At 28.4% G+C, this 16,518-nt stretch carries 19 protein-coding genes and 2 tRNA genes; 18 read left to right on the top strand and 3 right to left on the bottom strand.

Annotation, left to right across the window (positions count from 1 at the left end):
- The first annotated feature begins 36 nt into the window (after positions 1-36).
- The 16 genes from rsxC to ASHG_RS03890 all read left to right on the top strand — a co-directional run bounded on the left by rsxC (position 37) and on the right by ASHG_RS03890 (position 13,892).
- On the top strand, positions 37-1,353 hold the full coding sequence (rsxC, locus tag ASHG_RS03960) for an electron transport complex subunit RsxC (protein WP_040397661.1): 1,317 nt from the start codon (positions 37-39) through the stop codon (positions 1,351-1,353).
- A gap of 11 nt (positions 1,354-1,364) precedes the next feature.
- Positions 1,365-2,303: an RnfABCDGE type electron transport complex subunit D gene (locus ASHG_RS03955; protein ID WP_040397660.1), complete on the top strand. Its 939-nt coding sequence runs from the start codon at positions 1,365-1,367 to the stop codon at positions 2,301-2,303.
- A complete protein-coding gene (locus ASHG_RS03950) occupies positions 2,296-2,835 on the top strand; it encodes an RnfABCDGE type electron transport complex subunit G (protein ID WP_040397659.1) in 540 nt (179 codons plus the stop codon). Before ASHG_RS03955 ends, ASHG_RS03950 begins: the two co-directional genes overlap by 8 nt.
- An 11-nt stretch (positions 2,836-2,846) precedes the next feature.
- The gene (gene rsxE / locus ASHG_RS03945) at positions 2,847-3,512 is read left to right on the top strand and encodes an electron transport complex subunit RsxE (protein WP_040397658.1); all 666 of its coding nucleotides are present in this window, start codon (positions 2,847-2,849) and stop codon (positions 3,510-3,512) included.
- 8 nt (positions 3,513-3,520) lie between these two features.
- On the top strand, positions 3,521-4,096 hold the full coding sequence (gene rsxA, locus ASHG_RS03940; RefSeq protein WP_040397657.1) for an electron transport complex subunit RsxA: 576 nt from the start codon (positions 3,521-3,523) through the stop codon (positions 4,094-4,096).
- An 18-nt stretch (positions 4,097-4,114) separates the two neighbouring features.
- A complete protein-coding gene (locus ASHG_RS03935) occupies positions 4,115-4,912 on the top strand; it encodes an RnfABCDGE type electron transport complex subunit B (protein WP_040397655.1) in 798 nt (265 codons plus the stop codon).
- 88 nt (positions 4,913-5,000) lie between these two features.
- Positions 5,001-5,384, top strand: a complete 384-nt coding sequence (locus ASHG_RS03930) for a NusG domain II-containing protein (protein ID WP_040397654.1) — start codon at positions 5,001-5,003, stop codon at positions 5,382-5,384.
- The gene (locus ASHG_RS03925; protein WP_040397653.1) at positions 5,381-5,899 is read left to right on the top strand and encodes a Gx transporter family protein; all 519 of its coding nucleotides are present in this window, start codon (positions 5,381-5,383) and stop codon (positions 5,897-5,899) included. The genes ASHG_RS03930 and ASHG_RS03925 overlap by 4 nt, the downstream gene beginning before the upstream one ends.
- Positions 5,892-6,572, top strand: coding sequence for a RadC family protein (gene radC, locus ASHG_RS03920; protein WP_040397651.1), 681 nt, complete (start codon positions 5,892-5,894; stop codon positions 6,570-6,572). Before ASHG_RS03925 ends, radC begins: the two co-directional genes overlap by 8 nt.
- Before the next feature lie 9 nt (positions 6,573-6,581).
- On the top strand, positions 6,582-7,595 hold the full coding sequence (gene mreB / locus ASHG_RS03915) for a rod shape-determining protein (protein ID WP_040397650.1): 1,014 nt from the start codon (positions 6,582-6,584) through the stop codon (positions 7,593-7,595).
- Between the two features lie 2 nt (positions 7,596-7,597).
- On the top strand, positions 7,598-8,428 hold the full coding sequence (gene mreC / locus ASHG_RS03910; protein WP_040397649.1) for a rod shape-determining protein MreC: 831 nt from the start codon (positions 7,598-7,600) through the stop codon (positions 8,426-8,428).
- Between the two features lie 7 nt (positions 8,429-8,435).
- The gene (mreD, locus tag ASHG_RS03905; protein WP_040397648.1) at positions 8,436-8,927 is read left to right on the top strand and encodes a rod shape-determining protein MreD; all 492 of its coding nucleotides are present in this window, start codon (positions 8,436-8,438) and stop codon (positions 8,925-8,927) included.
- Positions 8,928-8,938: 11 nt separating this feature from the next.
- The gene (locus ASHG_RS09535) at positions 8,939-10,294 is read left to right on the top strand and encodes a hypothetical protein (protein ID WP_316244683.1); all 1,356 of its coding nucleotides are present in this window, start codon (positions 8,939-8,941) and stop codon (positions 10,292-10,294) included.
- A 13-nt stretch (positions 10,295-10,307) separates the two neighbouring features.
- The gene (locus ASHG_RS09530) at positions 10,308-12,341 is read left to right on the top strand and encodes a penicillin-binding transpeptidase domain-containing protein (protein ID WP_316244688.1); all 2,034 of its coding nucleotides are present in this window, start codon (positions 10,308-10,310) and stop codon (positions 12,339-12,341) included.
- Position 12,342: 1 nt separating this feature from the next.
- Positions 12,343-12,969 carry a hypothetical protein gene (locus ASHG_RS03895; RefSeq protein ID WP_040397646.1) on the top strand — a complete coding sequence of 209 codons (627 nt, stop codon included), beginning with the start codon at positions 12,343-12,345 and terminating at the stop codon, positions 12,967-12,969.
- Entirely contained in the window at positions 12,966-13,892 is a 927-nt protein-coding gene (locus ASHG_RS03890) for a ribonuclease E/G (RefSeq protein ID WP_040397644.1), read from the top strand. Before ASHG_RS03895 ends, ASHG_RS03890 begins: the two co-directional genes overlap by 4 nt.
- Here the strand turns inward: ASHG_RS03890 and ASHG_RS03885 are convergent.
- Positions 13,889-14,164, bottom strand: a complete 276-nt coding sequence (locus ASHG_RS03885; protein ID WP_040397642.1) for a GIY-YIG nuclease family protein — start codon at positions 14,162-14,164, stop codon at positions 13,889-13,891. The two genes, ASHG_RS03890 and ASHG_RS03885, sit on opposite strands and share 4 nt — an antisense overlap.
- A complete protein-coding gene (locus ASHG_RS03880; RefSeq protein WP_040397641.1) occupies positions 14,164-14,757 on the bottom strand; it encodes a regulatory protein RecX in 594 nt (197 codons plus the stop codon). Before ASHG_RS03880 ends, ASHG_RS03885 begins: the two co-directional genes overlap by 1 nt.
- Positions 14,758-15,080: 323 nt before the next feature.
- Between ASHG_RS03880 and ASHG_RS03875 the strand changes: the two genes are divergently transcribed.
- Positions 15,081-15,157: transfer RNA gene (locus ASHG_RS03875), tRNA-His, on the top strand.
- A 3-nt stretch (positions 15,158-15,160) separates the two neighbouring features.
- A tRNA-Leu gene (locus tag ASHG_RS03870) sits at positions 15,161-15,246 on the top strand.
- 107 nt (positions 15,247-15,353) lie between these two features.
- On the opposite strand, the gene ASHG_RS03865 is transcribed toward ASHG_RS03870, so the two are convergent.
- Complete coding sequence (locus tag ASHG_RS03865; protein WP_040397639.1) at positions 15,354-16,481, bottom strand: tyrosine-type recombinase/integrase; 1,128 nt, start codon at positions 16,479-16,481, stop codon at positions 15,354-15,356.
- Positions 16,482-16,518: the final 37 nt, after the last annotated feature.

Genomic DNA, 16,518 nt, shown 5'->3' with positions numbered 1-16,518 from the left:
ATAATCATAATATACGCATAAATGAAAGGAGAGATTATGGCTCTAGAAAATTTGTCATTTGACAATGGAGTTAAGATTCCAGAGTACAAGGAATTAAGTGAAAATAGTAACTTAATTGTTGCAAAAGTACCAAAAACTGTAACAATTCCACTTACTCAACATATCGGAGCTCCAAGCAAATGTTTAGTTAAGAAAAACGATGAAGTGAAAGTAGGAGAGCTTATAGGTGAAGCTGTAGGTAATTTTTCATGTAACATTCACTCATCAGTTAGCGGTAAAGTTACAAATGTTATAGATATACAAACAGCATCAGGTAAGAATGCTAAAGCTGTAGTAATCGATACAGAAGGCTATGACCAAGAAATTAACTATGAAAGAAAAGATGTTACTAACCTAACTAAAGAAAAAATAGTTGAGGCAATGAAAGAAAATGGTCTTGTAGGTATGGGAGGAGCAGCATTTCCTGCACATATAAAATATTCACCAAATAAACCAGTTGATACTGTAATTATTAATGGTGCAGAATGTGAACCTTACGTTACTTGCGATGATTATCTTTTAAAAACAAAAGCTGAAATAATTGTAGATAGTTTGGAACTTCTTGTAAAAGCAGTAGATGCTAAAAAGGGAATTATAGCAATCGAAGATAATAAACAAGAAGCAATTGAAAAAGTAAGAAAAGCAATAGCAGCTAAAAATTCAACAAAACTAGAACTTGCTACAATGGTTACCAAATATCCACAAGGTGATGAAAAAAGAATAATAAACGCAGTATTACATAGAGAAGTGCCTTCAGGTGGTCTTCCAATGGATGTTGGAGTTATAGTATCAAACGTTTCTTCAGCAAACGCAGTTTATGAAGCAGTTTATTATGGAAAACCATTGATAGAAAGATACATGACAGTAACAGGTCATGGAATAAAAAATCCTTCTAATTTCTTAGTTAGACTTGGAACAAGCTTTGAACATATGATTGAAGAAGCTGGCGGAATGACAGAAGATGCTGGAAAAGTTATAAATGGTGGACCAATGATGGGAATTGCTCAACCAAATGTTAACCAACCAGTAGAAAAAGCTAGTAACTGTATATTAGTTTTAAATAAAGAAGAATCAAAAGCACCAATTACAAATCCATGTATTAGATGTGCTAAGTGTGTAAGCGTGTGTCCAGTAGGACTTATGCCACTTTTAATTCATAAATTTTCACTTAAAGAAAAATTTGATAAAGCACAAGATTTACATATACTAGATTGTATTGAATGCGGTTCATGTTCATATATTTGTCCATCTAAAAGACCATTAGTTGAAGCTATTAGATTTGGAAAAAGACAAATTCGTCAAGCAGGAAAGTAGAGGAGAATTAAATGGAAGCAAAAAAATTATTAGTATCATCCTCTCCTCATATGAGAAGCGAGAGAACTGTTACTAAAGAAATGTTAGATGTAATAATTGCTCTTATTCCAACAGGACTTGTAGGAGTTTATTACTTTGGTACAAAAGCGTTGGCTTTAATAATAGCATCAGTTTTAAGTTGTATAATAGCAGAATTTATTTCTAACAAAGTTATGAAAAGAGATACATCAATAAATGATTTATCTGCAGTAGTTACAGGTTTACTTTTAGCCTATAATATTCCTGTTACAATGCCAATCTGGCAAACAGTTATAGGAGCTGCATTTGCTATAGTAATTTGTAAACAATTTTTTGGTGGGATTGGGCAAAATATTGTAAACCCAGCACTTGGAGCAAGAGCATTTTTACTTGCATCTTGGTCAAAAAATATGTCAAATTATGTAGCACCTGGAAAAGTTTCAGCAGTTTCAGCAGCAACAGTTTTATCAGGTGGAGATAAACCTGGCTTATTAGATATGTTTATTGGTAATATGGGAGGATGTATAGGAGAAGTTTCAGCACTTGCTATATTAATCGGAGCAGCATATTTAGTAATTAGAAAAGTTATTTCATTAAGAATACCTGCAGTATACATATTAACAACAGCAGTTTTGTTGATGATTTTCAATAAATCTGTAGATGGAATACTTGAGCAATTATTATCAGGTGGACTTATGCTAGGTGCATTTTTCATGGCAACTGACTATACAACAAGTCCTGTAACAAAAAAAGGAGAGATAATATTTGCCTTCGGATGTGGACTTATCACTTCACTTATAAGAGTTTTTGGTGGATATCCAGAAGGTGTTTCATATTCAATTCTATTAATGAACTTATTAGTTCCACTTATAGATAGTAAAACAATGCCTAAGGTATTTGGTGTATCTAATAAAGGGGAAAAAGATGAATAAAGCATTAAAATTAGGAATCAAATTATTAATAATTACAGCCGTATCAGCTTTAGTGTTGGCCTTTACAAATTCAGTTACAGATCCAATTATTAAAAAAGCTGAAAAAGAAAAATTGAAGGAATCATTAAAAATTGCTTTTCCAGAAGGTAAAAGCTTTGAAGAAGTAAAAGGAGATTATCCTGAGTCTGTAAAAGGAGTTTATAAGGCTGATGGAGACAAAGGTTATGTATTTGATGTAAATGCCAAAGGTGGATACGGTGGAGATATTGAATTTATCGTTGGTGTTGATAAAGAGAATAAATTAACAGGATTCAGTCCTTTGAAACATGCAGAATCTGCAGGATTTGGTCTTCAAATGGAAGAAGATTGGTTTAAAGAAGGCGTTAAGGGTGTGAGTATGGATAAAAAAGTAGGAGCATCTGAAGCTGGATCTGAAAATGAAATTGTTGGAATATCAGGAGCTACATATTCAACAGATGCTATTTTAAAGGGAATAAATACAGCTCGTGATGTATTAAAGGATATTAAGTAGGGAGGTTTATAATGGAAAGACAAACGGGAAAACCAATTGATGTTCAAAAAGAAAAAGAAAAAAGAAAGAAAAAATCTCCTAATTTACTAAAAGTTTTTAAAGATGGAATATTTTCTAATAACCCAGTGTTTGTTCAAATGGTAGGTATGTGTTCTGTACTTGCTATTTCGTCATCACTTTTTAATGCTATCGGTATGGGAGCTGCTGTAATATTTGTACTTACACTTTCAAATTTAGTTATTTCTTTATTAAGGAATTTTATACCTGGTGAAGTTAGAATACCAGCATTTATTGTTGTTATCGCATCTTTCGTAACTATGGTACAAATGTTAATAAAAGCTTACCTACCAGCTCTTGATCAATCATTAGGGATTTTTATTCCACTTATAGTTGTAAACTGTATTATTCTTGCTAGAGCTGAAGGATTTGCATCTCAACAAGGTCCTATTGCATCAATTATTGATGGACTAGGCCAAGGTTTAGGCTATACTATAGCAATTTCAATTCTTGCAGCTATAAGAGAATTATTTGGAAATGGAACATTACTAGATAATAGAATAATTCCTGAAGATTTTACAATTGGATTTTTAATTCAACCTGCATCTTCATTTATTATCCTAGGAATCATGTTTGCAGTAGCAGCAGCTATTTCAAACAAGAAGAAAAATAATAAGTAGGAGGAATTATGTCAAATTTATTTTCAATAATTATTGCATCAATTTTTGTAAATAATTATGTATTAGGACAATTTTTAGGAATCTGTCCTGTTCTTGGAGTTTCAGGTAAAGTAGAAACAGCAAAAGGAATGGGAGCAGCAGTTATATTTGTAGTAACTTTAAGCTCATTAATTACATGGATTATACAATACTACATATTAGATCCATTAAATATTGGATATTTGCAAACAGTAGTATTTATTCTTGTAATTGCATCTTTAGTACAAATAGTAGAAATTATTATGAAAAAATCAATGCCAAATTTATATGATGCATTGGGGGTTTATTTACCATTAATTACTACTAACTGTATGGTCTTGGGTGTTGCTATAAAAAACATTAATGATAGTTATAATTTATTAGAAACTGTTGTAAACTCAGCGGCAGCAGCAGTAGGTTTTCTAATTGCTTTAGTAATACTTGCTTCTATAAGAGAAAAAATAGAAGATAACGACTTGCCAGAAGCTTTCAAGGGTGGACCTATTACTTTGATTACTCTAGGTCTAATGTCAATTGCTTTTATGGGCTTTGCAGGATTAGCATAGAGAAGGAAGGTTATATTAATGAATAATATTTTAATACCAGCGGTAGTACTTGCAGGATTGGGATTTTTGTTGGCAGTATTACTTGGTGTAATTAGTAAAAAATTTGAAGTAAAAACTGATCCGATTGTTGAAAGAGTTAGAGAAGAACTTCCTGGAGCTAACTGTGGAGCTTGTGGATATCCAGGATGTGATGGTTGTGCTAATGCAATTGCAAAAGGAGAAGCACCTGTTTCTGCTTGTGTAATTGGTGGACAATCTGTAACTGATTCAGTTGCAAGTGCAATGGGAGTTGAATCAGCTGGTGCTGGTGAAAAACAAGTTGCTGTTGTTAAATGTAATGGTACATGTGAAAATGCAAAAGATTTATATGAATATGCAGGACTTGATGATTGTAGAGCACAAATTGCACTTTTTGGTGGAAAAAAAGCCTGCAATTATGGATGTGTAGGATGTGGATCTTGCGTTAAAGCTTGCGAATTTGATGCTATACATATGGTTAATGGAGTAAGTGTAGTTGATAAGGAAAAATGTGTGGCCTGTGGTGCATGCGTTAAAACTTGTCCAAAAAATATAATAGAACTTGTTCCTTATTCTCAAAAAGCAATTGTAAAATGTTCATCACATGACAAAGGAAAAGATGTTAGAGGAAATTGTAAAGTAGGTTGTATTGGTTGTTCAATTTGTGCAAGAACTTACCCAGAAGGTTTTTCAATGGATAATTTCTTATCTAAAGAGACGATTTCTGACAATTTGGATATAAATCTTTTAAAAGAAGCAGCTGAAAAATGCCCAGCTAAATGTATATATGTAGAATAAAATTACTGATCACCGATTTTTCGGTGGTCTTTTTTTATTGAATTGACATTATTATATTTTAAATGATAAACTTTTATAAGAGGTGTTTATGAAATTAAAGAAAAGAGATATAATTGTTATTGTATTGCTTTTATTTTTAAGTATATTAATGACTGTTTTTGTGAAGGGATTTAAATCTGATCAAAATGGTGATTATTTAAGAGTAGAACTAAATGGAAAAGAGTATGGAAAATACCCTTTGAATAAAGATAAAACTTTTAAGATAAAAGTGGATGATGAATATAATATTGTAGATATAAAAAATGGTGAGGTTAAAATGAAAGAAGCAAATTGTAGAGATTTAATTTGCACTCGTATGCCTAAAATAAAAAAAGTTGGAGAAACAATTGTGTGTCTTCCTCATAGACTAATTTTAGAAATTGTTTCCGATGATGATATAAGCAGTGATGATATTGATAAGGTGGTAAAATGAATAAAAGTAATGTAAAAGTTTATGTAAATTTATCGCTTTTAACTGCCCTATCTCTTGCCATTTCTCTGATTGAATCAATGGTCCCAATGCCGGTACCAATTCCTGGTGCGAGATTGGGATTTTCTAATATAGTAATATTAGTTTGTATATATTTTTATGATTATAAAAAAGCTTTGGCTGTAAGTATTTTGAAATCTTTTCTATTGGTTTTGATTACTGGATCAGTTATGAGCTTTTTCTATTCGATAGTAGGCGCAATTTTTTCTACAACTGCAATTTACTTTGCTATTAAAAAGGTTGATGATGATTTTTCTATGATTGGAGTTAGTGAAATTGGTGCTTTTTGTCATAATTTAGGACAAATTATTGTTGCTATATTTTTTATGCAGAATATAAAAATGTTCTATTATTTTCCAGTCTTAGTTTTTATTGGAATTTTTACTGGATTTTTTGTGGGTTTAAGTTCTAGATTTATGATTGAGCATTTAGACAAAATTGGTATTTTTTATGAATAAAAAGATTAAAGATTTGGATATAAGCCAAAGGCCAAGAGAAAAACTTAAAAATTATGGTTATGATAGTTTAAGTGATGAGGAATTGTTAGCTATTCTTATTGGATTTGGATCAAAAAGGAAAAATGCAATAGAGCTAAGTAGGGATATTTTATCTAAATTTTCTACTGATGAGCTTTTGTCTATTAGTATAGAAGAACTTTCTTCTATAGAGGGAGTTAAAATTGCAAAAGCTAGCAAGATTGTTGCGGCTATCCAATTTGGCAAAAGATTAAGTGAAAAAATGATAAATAAGAGAATTAAAAGAATAACTTGTGCCGATGATGCTTATTTTATAATGAAAAATAAATTTATAGACACAAAAAAAGAACATTTCTATGCTATATTATTAGATACTAAAAATATTATTATTAGTAAGGAGTTAATTTCTACTGGAGATCTTAATTCATCTATTGTAAATCCTAGAGAATGTTTTACACCAGCTGTTAGAAAAAGTGCTAATGCTATAATTTTTATACATAATCATCCAAGTGGTAATTGTATACCTTCAAAAAACGACAAGATTATTACCAATAAATTAGTTCAAGCTGGAGATATTTTGGATATTAATGTTTTAGATCATCTTATAATTGGAAATGGAGAATATTTTAGTTTTAAAAAAGAAAATTTAATGTAGGAGATAAATATGAAGTTAAGGATTAAGGCTGAAGACCTTGCTATAGATTTAGGTACTAGTAGTATTAAAGTTTATAAAAAAGAAGATGGTGTTGTCATTAATGAGCCAACTGTTTTGGTTTTAGATCATCAAAATCAACAAATAAAGGCAATTGGTCAAGAGGCTAAAGATATGATTGGAAAAACTCCAGATGAAATTATTGTACAAAGACCAATTGAAAAAGGAGTTATTTCGGATTTTAATTTGACAGAAGCTATGCTTAATTATTATTTTCAAAAAATAAATCCCGGTTTTTCTTTTCTACAAGCAAGAGCTGTTGTATGTGTTCCAAGTGGAATAACTGATATAGAAGAAAGAGCTGTAGAAGATGCTGCACTACATGCGGGAAGCAGAGATGTTATTATGGTTGATGAATCATTAGCATCATGTTTTGGTGTTGGTTTGAGTCCTGAAGATCCTAGAGGGATTTTAGTTTTAAATCTAGGTGCGGGCAATAGTGAAGTATGTGTTGTAAGCTTAAATGGAATAGTTGCTAGTAAAACTTTGAAAATCGGTGGAGATGATATTGATAAAAATATTCAAAGTTTTTTGAGAGATACTAAAAAGATTGAAATTGGACTTAATACAGCAGAGAAAATCAAAAAAGAAATTTTATCTCTTAGAATTAAGGATAAAAATTTATCAATTGATGTTGAAGGAAGAGATCTTAAAGATGCTAAACCTAAAAGAATAAAGTTAAAGAGTGAAGAGATTGCTGCTTGTTTGAGTGATTTTGCAGATTCTTTAGTTGAAATGATTTTTTTAGTGTTAGAAAAAACTCCACCAGAGTTATCAAGTGATATTAAAAATGATGGTTTTATTCTCACAGGCGGAATGGCAAAGGTTAAAGGACTTGGAGAATATATTGAAAAGAAAATAAATTTGAAGGCAAATGTATCTGATAATCCAGACCTTGATGCTATAAAAGGTGCTGGTTTAATTATGGAAAATCCAGATAGATTTTTAAAATATCAAAGTAGGTAAATATGTCATATAGAAGAAAAAAGAAAAATAATAAATCTTTTATAGTAACAATAGCGCTTTTAGTTGTTTTGATTTTTGTATCTAGTTTTTCTAATGGTTTAGCAAAGGCTGGTAATAATGTTACAAATACGATTTTTAAGCCACTTAATAAGGTTTCTTATTCTATTTCATCAGAATTAATAAAGGCAGTTGAAGATACAATTGGATCTAAACAAACTAGGTCAGAAATTGAGAAATTAAAGATTGAAAATAAAAACTTATTAAAAGAAAATGCTAATTTAATGGAAATAATAAATAGAAAAGACTTTCTTAAGGCTGAAAAAGATGCTATGAATGACAATGAATATTCTTATCTTAAAGCTCAAATAATTAGTTCTGATGTAAAAAGCATGCAGGAATCATTTTTTATTGATAAGGGAAGTAAAGACGGATTAAAAGTTAATGATGTAATACTTCAAGCAATTGGTGATAGTGAATATTCATCTGCAGTTATTGGAAAAGTTGTAAAAGTTAACTCTACGACAAGTAAAGTAGAAACAATAAAAAATTCTTCAAATGATGTTTCATTTATTAATTCTCGAAGTGGGGATTATGGAGTAATAGATGATTACAAGAATAAATCTATAAATGGATATATGCTAGAGGTTGATAGTGATGTTAAAAAATCCGATGTAATTTTAACAAGTGGAATTGGTGGAGTATATCCAAAAGGTTTATATTTAGGAGAAATATCAAATGTTTATATGAGCAAAGATTCTTTAAGAAAAAATGTAAATATAGATTCTCCTGTAGATTTTACTCACTTATATAGAGTTTTGATTCTTAGAAGGTAGGTTAATTATGAATAAATTAAAAACTTTTATAATAGCTTTTATAACATTTATTTTACAAATAACAGTATTTTCAAAAATAGATATTTTTGGATCTAATGTAAATATAGTTATAGGTCTAGTAATTAGTCTTTCATTAATACTAGGTTCTAAAAGTGGTGCATATACGGGACTTATAATTGGTCTTTTAGAAGATTTTATGTTTTCAAATATCATAGGTATTAGAGCCTTATCATACTTTTTGATTGGATATATTGTCGCAGAAGATAGATTTAGATTTAATAGTGATAAAAATACAGGATTAATTTTGAGTTTTGTTTTTACTATAATTAACTTTATTTTTGTTAGCTTAATAACTTATATATTTAAAGCAGACATTATTGTAATTAAAAATTATTTATTCATACCGCTTTTAGTAGAGGCAGTATTAAATACTTTAGTGTATCTAGTTTATCACTTTTTAATAAAGAAATTAATGTATATTCCAACTTACAGAATATAGGGGTGTAAAATTTGAAAAAACAAAAAGAAAATAGGATTACCCTATTACAGATTGTTTTTGGCTTGATGTTTGTAGCAATATTTGTAAAATTATTTATACTTATGATTAATCAAGGAGAACATTATAGGGACCTATCTGATAATAGAAAAGTTCAAGAAGTTGATGAGATTGCAAGTAGGGGAGATATTTTAGATAGGAATGGAAATGTGCTTGCTACTACAGTTCCATCCTTTGCAGTGCAACTTTATAAGGACCAATTAACAAATTTAGACGACAAAGATAGGATAGAAGCTGAGACTACTTTGGCTAATATTTTAGAAGAAGCTGGTGTTAATTATCAAAATGACTTTGATATAAGATTAAACTCTTTCCAATATAAAAGCAAAGAAGATTATTTTAAAGAAGAAAAGTCACCAGAAGATAAAATTGTAGATACTATAATTGATAATAACTTGATAGATGAGATTGTGAAATCTCATAGTGATAATAACGGCATTAAATATGAAACTATGAAAACAGCCCTTCTTGCTTTGAAAAAAAGAGGAATTGATGTACCAATTTTAGTAAATCAAAAAAATGGAGACCTTAATTTAACATACAAAGACAATGCAGAAAATAAATTAAAATCAATAAATCATACTATTGATGAAGATCCTGTTGATGTTGTTGTAAGTGAAATTGGAGAAGATAAAGCTGTATTAAGAAATATTTTAGAAAATAATAAGGCTAGATTATTAACTTACAATATTTTAAAAGAAAATAATCTTCAATCAAATGTAATAATTAAAGATTATACTTTAACTGCTGATGAGAAATTTATACAAAAAAAAGCTAGCCTAAATAATGGTTATCCTGAAATAAAAATTGATACAAAAGCAAGTGATGATTTTTATCAAATAGTAAAAAAATCATCAATAAAAGACTTCTTAAAATCAGCAAGTTTAAACGAGGATGATGGTTCTTATAGTATTCCGGCAGATGTTTTAATTGAAAAATTAGAAAATAAAGGAATATATGCAAATTTCAAAACAGAAGTAAAAACAGAAACAAAAGATGATAAAAATATATATTCTGTAGAATTAAATTTTAAAAATTCTCAAGCAGGAGATCCAGCAGAAGAATTAGCAGAACTTGCAGATAAAAATCATTTACTTAAAGATATAGTTTTAGATAAAGATTTTAAATTTTTAGCACAAAATGCAAATGCAAAAAATAGTGTATATCCTTCTATAGATATTACAGAAGATAAACCTGAAAAATGGGACTATACATTTAATGTAGCAAAGAAAGATTTTTTTGAATATTATGCAAACAAAGATAAAAATAATTCAAGAAATGAAATAATTAAAAAAATTAGAAAAAGCTAAAAATGCAAAAGAAATTCTTGATTATATAAAATCAGTTTCAAATATAAAAAATGATAATAATTATGAAGCCTGTGGAATATTAACTATTGATAATATTGTAAACAAACAAGGATCTTATGGTTTTAGGCCAATTAATTTAGTATATAATTTAGATGAATCTACAGTTTTAAGAATTGAGGAAAATATTAAAAAATCTAATGGTATTGATGTTGCTACTATACCAATAAGATCATATCCAAATAGAAATCTTGCAAGCCACGTACTTGGTTATATGGGGCCAATTGCAACTGATACTGAAGTTGAAAAATATGTAAATCAAGATTCTTATTTAAGAGATGAAATTGTTGGAAAAACTGGAATAGAAGAATCCTACCAAGAAACCTTAAGAGGTAAAAATGGTAAAAGTATTGTGACAGTTGATTCATCAGGAAATAGAATCAAAACTTTATCACAAACTCCTTCTGAACCAGGAAATGATGTTTACTTATCTATAGATGCAAATTTACAAAAAGAATCTGAAAGAACTTTGGCAGCAATGCTTGAAGCTATAAGAACAGGTACAGCTTACGAATCTATTTATGGAAATTACGTTCCACCAGTTAGAGGTAATTATGCAGCTAGTGGTGCTGTAGTAGTAAGTAATGTAAAAACTGGAGAAGTTTTGGCATCTGCTTCATATCCTAACTATGATCCGAACTTATTTTCTACTGGAATTTCTGATACAGATTGGGAGAGCTTACAAGTTCCAGAAAACTCAACTGTATTAGCGCCAAGACCAATGTTAAATATGGCTAGTCAAACAGCTGTAATGCCGGGTTCTACTTTTAAATTAGTTTCATCACTTGCAGCCTTAGAAAAAGGATTAGATCCACAAAGATTAAATTACTGTAATGGATTTATGGATATAGGAAATAGAAGATTTTCTTGTCTGGCGTGGACAGAATATGGTATAAAACATGGGGACGAAACCTTATATGATGCCTTAAAAGTTTCTTGTAACTATTATTTCTTTACACTTGCCTTGGGAGAAAATCCTTCTAACGGGAAAAGTATTGGTGTAAAACTTGAACTTAATGATATAAGAAAAACAGCAGAAATGTTAGGACTTGATGAAACAACTGGTATAGAAATAAATATTCCAAGCGAATCTAGAGGAAACATACCTTCAACAGAAAAAAAATTAGAAGTAACAAAAACATTATTAAAACAATATCTTGAAGAAAACTTAAATAAATATTTAAAAGAAAATACCAAAAAATCAAAAGATGATTTTAATAAAGATATTGAAAATATTGTAAAATTAGCTAATAAACCAAAATCAATTTCAAGAGATGAATTGATTAAAAAGCTTGATAAATATGGATACGAACCAGAAAAAGTTCTTGATGGAGAACAATCAGGGCTTGCTGATAGTATAAAATATACTTTCTTAAATCAAGCTGAATGGGATATTACAGATATGCTAAATATTGTAATTGGTCAAGGACAAAATTCATATACTCCACTTCAAATGAATAGGGTTATATCAACAATTTCAAATGGAGGTTATTTAAATAAATATACTTTGATTGATAAGGTCACTAATCATAATTCAAAAGATGTTTTATTTAAAAATCAAGTAAAAAGATCAAAAATTCCTGTAAAAGATCCTAAAAACTTTGAAGATATAAAATATGGTGCCTTACAAGCAGCTCAAGCTTTTAAATTCTTTAGGGATATACCAATAGAAGTTGGAGAAAAAACAGGAACTGCTGAAGTTGAAGGAAAAAATCCGGATGGATCTGATTACGATTCCTATGCTTGGATGGTGGCGTTTGCACCATATGATGACCCAGAAATTGCTATAACAGTTTTTATGGTTCAAGCAGGAACGTCTATAAATTGTGGTCCAGTTGTAAGAGATATAGTTTGTAAATATTTTGATATTAAAATAAATCCTGATGATCAAAGCATTGTTGTAGATAAAAATAAAGATAATAATGAAAAAAATGATCAGGAAAATAATCAAAATAATGTAAATACACAAGAAAATACAAATGGAGAATAGCATGAATGTGTTTTTAATAAATTCAAAAAATCATAATGAACTTAAATTTATAAAAGAACTTTCAAATGAACTTTCTAAAGATAAATCTTTATTACTTCTATCTTTTAAAAGAAACAAAAACGAAAATATAGAAGATTTGTTTGATATGGCAGGAATGATCACATATGATATATGTGATTATTTCCTTGAAATTGTAGGCCTTGATAAGATAATTAGAACTTATAAGGAAAATATTGATTTTGCTATCTCACCTTTAGTAGAAGATAAATACAAAATCAAAAAAGAAGATATCAATCAATTATTTGAAAAAATATCGAATTATGATTATTTGATAATTTATGGATTAGATCCAAATTTATTAGAAAATAAAAAAGAAATTAAAATTTTAAATGTAGAAGAACTTGATAGTGATATAAGCTCTGATTATTTTTATATTGAAAATGATGATAAGTATTTCGATATTAGAGAAAAAAGAGAACAAATTATTAATAAATCTTCAAAATTTTTGGGATTAAAGACAAAAAATAATTCTTATGATGCTATAATTTCTAATTTATTGGAAGATAAAGTAGAATCAATCGGAAAAATAGGATTTTTTGAAAAATTAAAGAAAAAATTAGCACAATGAAATCATATATATTTGTAGATTACAAAGAAAAGGCCTTTGGAAAAATTGTAGACGATAAATTGTATGAATTAAAATTTTACTCTCCTTATCTTTATAATATTTATAGAGCTAAAGTTGTGGATAAAATTGATTCAATTAATGCATATTTTTTGTTATATGACAAGGACAAGAAGGCTTTTTTAAAATCAAATAAAAAGTTTAAAATTGGAGATAGCGTAATTGGTCAAATAGTAAAAGAAGAATTTGATGATAAACTTGCAAGATTTAGTGCCAATTTTAGGATAGAAAATGAAGATTACTATTTATATAGGTTCAAGAACAAGGGCTATCCAATCTTAAAAGATGGAAGAAATAAAAATGCCCAAAGCTATAATAATTTAATTGATATTAAAAACTCACTAATAAATGAGGAAAAATTTGATCCTACACCAAAATTATTAAAAACCTACAATGAATTTGATCTATATTTAGAAAAAAATAAAAATTTACTTTGTAAAGAAATTAATATAAAAAATAATAAAATAATTTTTGATTCTATAAAAACAATAAAAGATGAAAAAATTTATAAGGATGATCTTTCAATAATAATCAACGATTTAGAAACATTGTGTTTTGTAGATGTTAATTCATCAAAGAAAAAATCAACCATGGATAGGGATGATTTTTATTTCAAAGTGAATGAAGAAGTAATTGATTTTATATTCTACAATCTGAAACTAAGAAATATAGGCGGAATGATTGTAATAGATTTTCTTAATTCTACTTATAATGACAAATTGATAGAAAAAATAAATAAAAAAATAAAAAAGTATTTTAAAACATATACAATTTATGGTTTTACCAATATGGGATTATTTGAATTATCATTAAAAAGAGAAGGAGAAAACCTTGTAAAAAAACTAAAAGAAAAAGAGCTTATCTAATCGATAAGCTCTAATTTTTTTCTATCAAAATTATTTACAATATTTTCCTTATATTTTTTATTTAATCTTTTAATTCTATATTCAATCTGCATAGCCCTATTTTTATTATTTACTTTTTTATAAAAAACAAGCTTACAAGGTCTTCTTGCTCTTGTATATTTTGCACCAATTCCCTTATTGTGCTTATCTAATCTATTTTTAATATTATTGGTCCAACCTGTATATAGACTATCATCAGAACATCTTAACATATAAACGTAAGCGTCATTCATTAAAACAAATCACCCAAAACATTTTTTATAATATCGTAAGAAAATCCCTTAGAAGCTAAAAATCTATATACTTTGTTTTTATCATCCGTACTCATTTTTTTTCTTAAACCATAATTATAAGCTTTTTCATATTCTTCTTCATAAGATATTTGATCTAAATATTTATCGATAAGTTTATCATCAATAAATTTTGACTTTAACTTGTATCTTATCTTTCCCCTAGACCAATTTGCTATATTAGATTTGTCATTAATATAAGATTTTACATAATTTTCATCATCAATTAAATCATATTCATTTAAAAAATCTATTACCTTGTCAATAGATTCTTGTGAATAATTTTTTTTCTTTAACTTATAAATTATATCATGGGAAGTTTTAGCCCTATAAGAAATTTGTTTTAAAGCTTCATTCTTACATCTATTAAAATCATCTTCGCTTAGAATTTTCTTATAAATATCAAAATCTAAATCTTGATCTTTTGAAATATTCAAATCATTAAAGAAATCGTAAGAAATATAAAAAAATTCTTTCGAAATAGTAAGCTTAACCAAATTATATTTATCTGAATACTCTATATTTTCTACAATCATAAAGATTCAACAGCATTCATAATAATAGGAATAACCATAGATAGAGCAACTACTACAGCAAAAATTTTTAAAATTACTTTACTTTTTGACTTTTTCTTCATTAAATCACCTCAAATCACTTTCCTATCAGTATTTTACTATAAGATATATTTTTTGTAAAACAAAAAAATCTAAAAAAATTTGCATTAAAAAAATAAATATGATATTATATATAAGTCGAAAGAAAAGGCCATAGTAAATGTAAAAAAAATTAAAAATAATTTACAATTTACTTGACAAGTGATTCAATTGGATGTATACTTATATAGTAAGTTAATTATTTGGTGGGTATGGTCCAGTTGGTTAAGACACCTGGTTGTGGCCCAGGAGATCGAGAGTTCGAATCTCTCTACTCACCCCATATGCGGGATTGGCGGAATTGGCAGACGCGCTAGACTTAGGATCTAGTGAGATTTTCTCGTGAAGGTTCAACTCCTTTATCCCGCACCAATATAGAGCCGATAATGGCTTAAAATCAACGGATATTTTTCCCTTGGTTACCAATAGGTTACCAGCAAGGTTGAATATCCGTTTTTTTAGTGTCTTTTTTTAAAAAATTAAGATAATTTTAGTGCTTTTCTAAAATCATAAGTTTGCAATTGTTGCATTAAATAAAAATCTGTAGTTTGGATATAAGAATTTTTTGTTGTCATTATGGATTCGTGTCCCATTAAGTCCATAAGATCCATATCACTTATACCAGATAGGTGGGCGATAGTTGCAAATGTATATCTACATTGTTTGGGTATAGTTTTTTCTAATCCTGCTTTTTCTAGTGCTTTATTAAATATACCTTTTCTAAATGTTTGATCGCTTGGGTGGGTAGCTTTTTTGTTTTGCCTATTAATTGTAATATTTTCTACTATATAACCTGTTGTGGATTCCTTTGCAAGTTCTAACAATATATCTTCTATTTTCTCATGGATAAACATAATTCTTTTTCTTCCCTTGTTTGTTTTTATTCCAAAGTCTGTAATCATTTTGTTTTCAAAATCTATGTTATCTACTTTTAAATTTCTATATTCTGATGTCCTCATTCCTGTAAATATCATTATTAAAACGTGCCTTGCATATGGATTGTAGGGGATAGAATTAAATAATTTATCAATTTCATCTGCAAAAAATATTGTTTTTTCTGGTTTTGGGTCTAACCCTTTTACTTCTAAAACTTTTGCTCTATTTTTGTCTACTAAATCGTGTCTTTCTGCAAAGTTATATATTTTATTTGCTACATGTTTTAATCTGGAGATGGAATCTTTTGAGTATTCTTTTCTTACTCTTTTCCCGTCTTCTGTTGCATAATAACCTTCTAACACTTTTGTGTTAATACACTTTTGTAATTGTAATGCTTTTATATCCATAATATTTTTATTCCAAAGAGATTTAAAGGATAAGAAAGCATCTTCGTAACGATCTTTTGTTTTTTTGGTTAGATTTAAAAAATCGTCTGTTTTTTTATATTCTATATATATGTCTTTAAATGTTTTGATATCATCGATTAAAGTGTAGGAATCTAAGGCGTTTTGAGCTTCTTTTTGTGTTTTAAAAAAACCTACAGTTTTACGATGTTCTTTTCCAGACGAATCGTAAGTGGCTGGTAATCTAGCCCGCCAAGGAGATTTTTTCCCTTTTACATGGGTTATGCTACCTTGTCCGTTCGCATATTTTCTTCTTCTTTTTGCCATTTGTTTTTCCTTTCTGGTACAAATAAAGTGCAGCAAT

The organism is Anaerococcus senegalensis JC48 (assembly GCF_000321005.1).
Lineage (GTDB): Bacteria > Bacillota > Clostridia > Tissierellales > Peptoniphilaceae > Anaerococcus > Anaerococcus senegalensis.
The sequence above is the reverse complement of the archived record's forward strand: the minus strand, read 5'-3'. Positions and strand labels throughout refer to the sequence as shown.

Excerpts from the sequence above, each read along its gene's own strand:
- ASHG_RS03865 (WP_040397639.1), bottom strand. The coding sequence starts at position 16,481 with ATGGCAAAAAGAAGAAGAAAATATGCGAACGGACAAGGTAGCATAACC.
- ASHG_RS03895 (WP_040397646.1), top strand. The coding sequence starts at position 12,343 with ATGAATGTGTTTTTAATAAATTCAAAAAATCATAATGAACTTAAATTT.
- ASHG_RS03885 (WP_040397642.1), bottom strand. The coding sequence starts at position 14,164 with ATGAATGACGCTTACGTTTATATGTTAAGATGTTCTGATGATAGTCTA.
- mreD (WP_040397648.1), top strand. The coding sequence starts at position 8,436 with ATGAATAAATTAAAAACTTTTATAATAGCTTTTATAACATTTATTTTA.
- rsxE (WP_040397658.1), top strand. The coding sequence starts at position 2,847 with ATGGAAAGACAAACGGGAAAACCAATTGATGTTCAAAAAGAAAAAGAA.
- ASHG_RS03890 (WP_040397644.1), top strand. The coding sequence starts at position 12,966 with ATGAAATCATATATATTTGTAGATTACAAAGAAAAGGCCTTTGGAAAA.
- ASHG_RS03880 (WP_040397641.1), bottom strand. The coding sequence starts at position 14,757 with ATGATTGTAGAAAATATAGAGTATTCAGATAAATATAATTTGGTTAAG.
- ASHG_RS03925 (WP_040397653.1), top strand. The coding sequence starts at position 5,381 with ATGAATAAAAGTAATGTAAAAGTTTATGTAAATTTATCGCTTTTAACT.
- radC (WP_040397651.1), top strand. The coding sequence starts at position 5,892 with ATGAATAAAAAGATTAAAGATTTGGATATAAGCCAAAGGCCAAGAGAA.
- ASHG_RS03930 (WP_040397654.1), top strand. The coding sequence starts at position 5,001 with ATGAAATTAAAGAAAAGAGATATAATTGTTATTGTATTGCTTTTATTT.
- mreC (WP_040397649.1), top strand. The coding sequence starts at position 7,598 with ATGTCATATAGAAGAAAAAAGAAAAATAATAAATCTTTTATAGTAACA.
- ASHG_RS03955 (WP_040397660.1), top strand. The coding sequence starts at position 1,365 with ATGGAAGCAAAAAAATTATTAGTATCATCCTCTCCTCATATGAGAAGC.
- ASHG_RS03950 (WP_040397659.1), top strand. The coding sequence starts at position 2,296 with ATGAATAAAGCATTAAAATTAGGAATCAAATTATTAATAATTACAGCC.
- mreB (WP_040397650.1), top strand. The coding sequence starts at position 6,582 with ATGAAGTTAAGGATTAAGGCTGAAGACCTTGCTATAGATTTAGGTACT.
- ASHG_RS03935 (WP_040397655.1), top strand. The coding sequence starts at position 4,115 with ATGAATAATATTTTAATACCAGCGGTAGTACTTGCAGGATTGGGATTT.
- rsxA (WP_040397657.1), top strand. The coding sequence starts at position 3,521 with ATGTCAAATTTATTTTCAATAATTATTGCATCAATTTTTGTAAATAAT.
- rsxC (WP_040397661.1), top strand. The coding sequence starts at position 37 with ATGGCTCTAGAAAATTTGTCATTTGACAATGGAGTTAAGATTCCAGAG.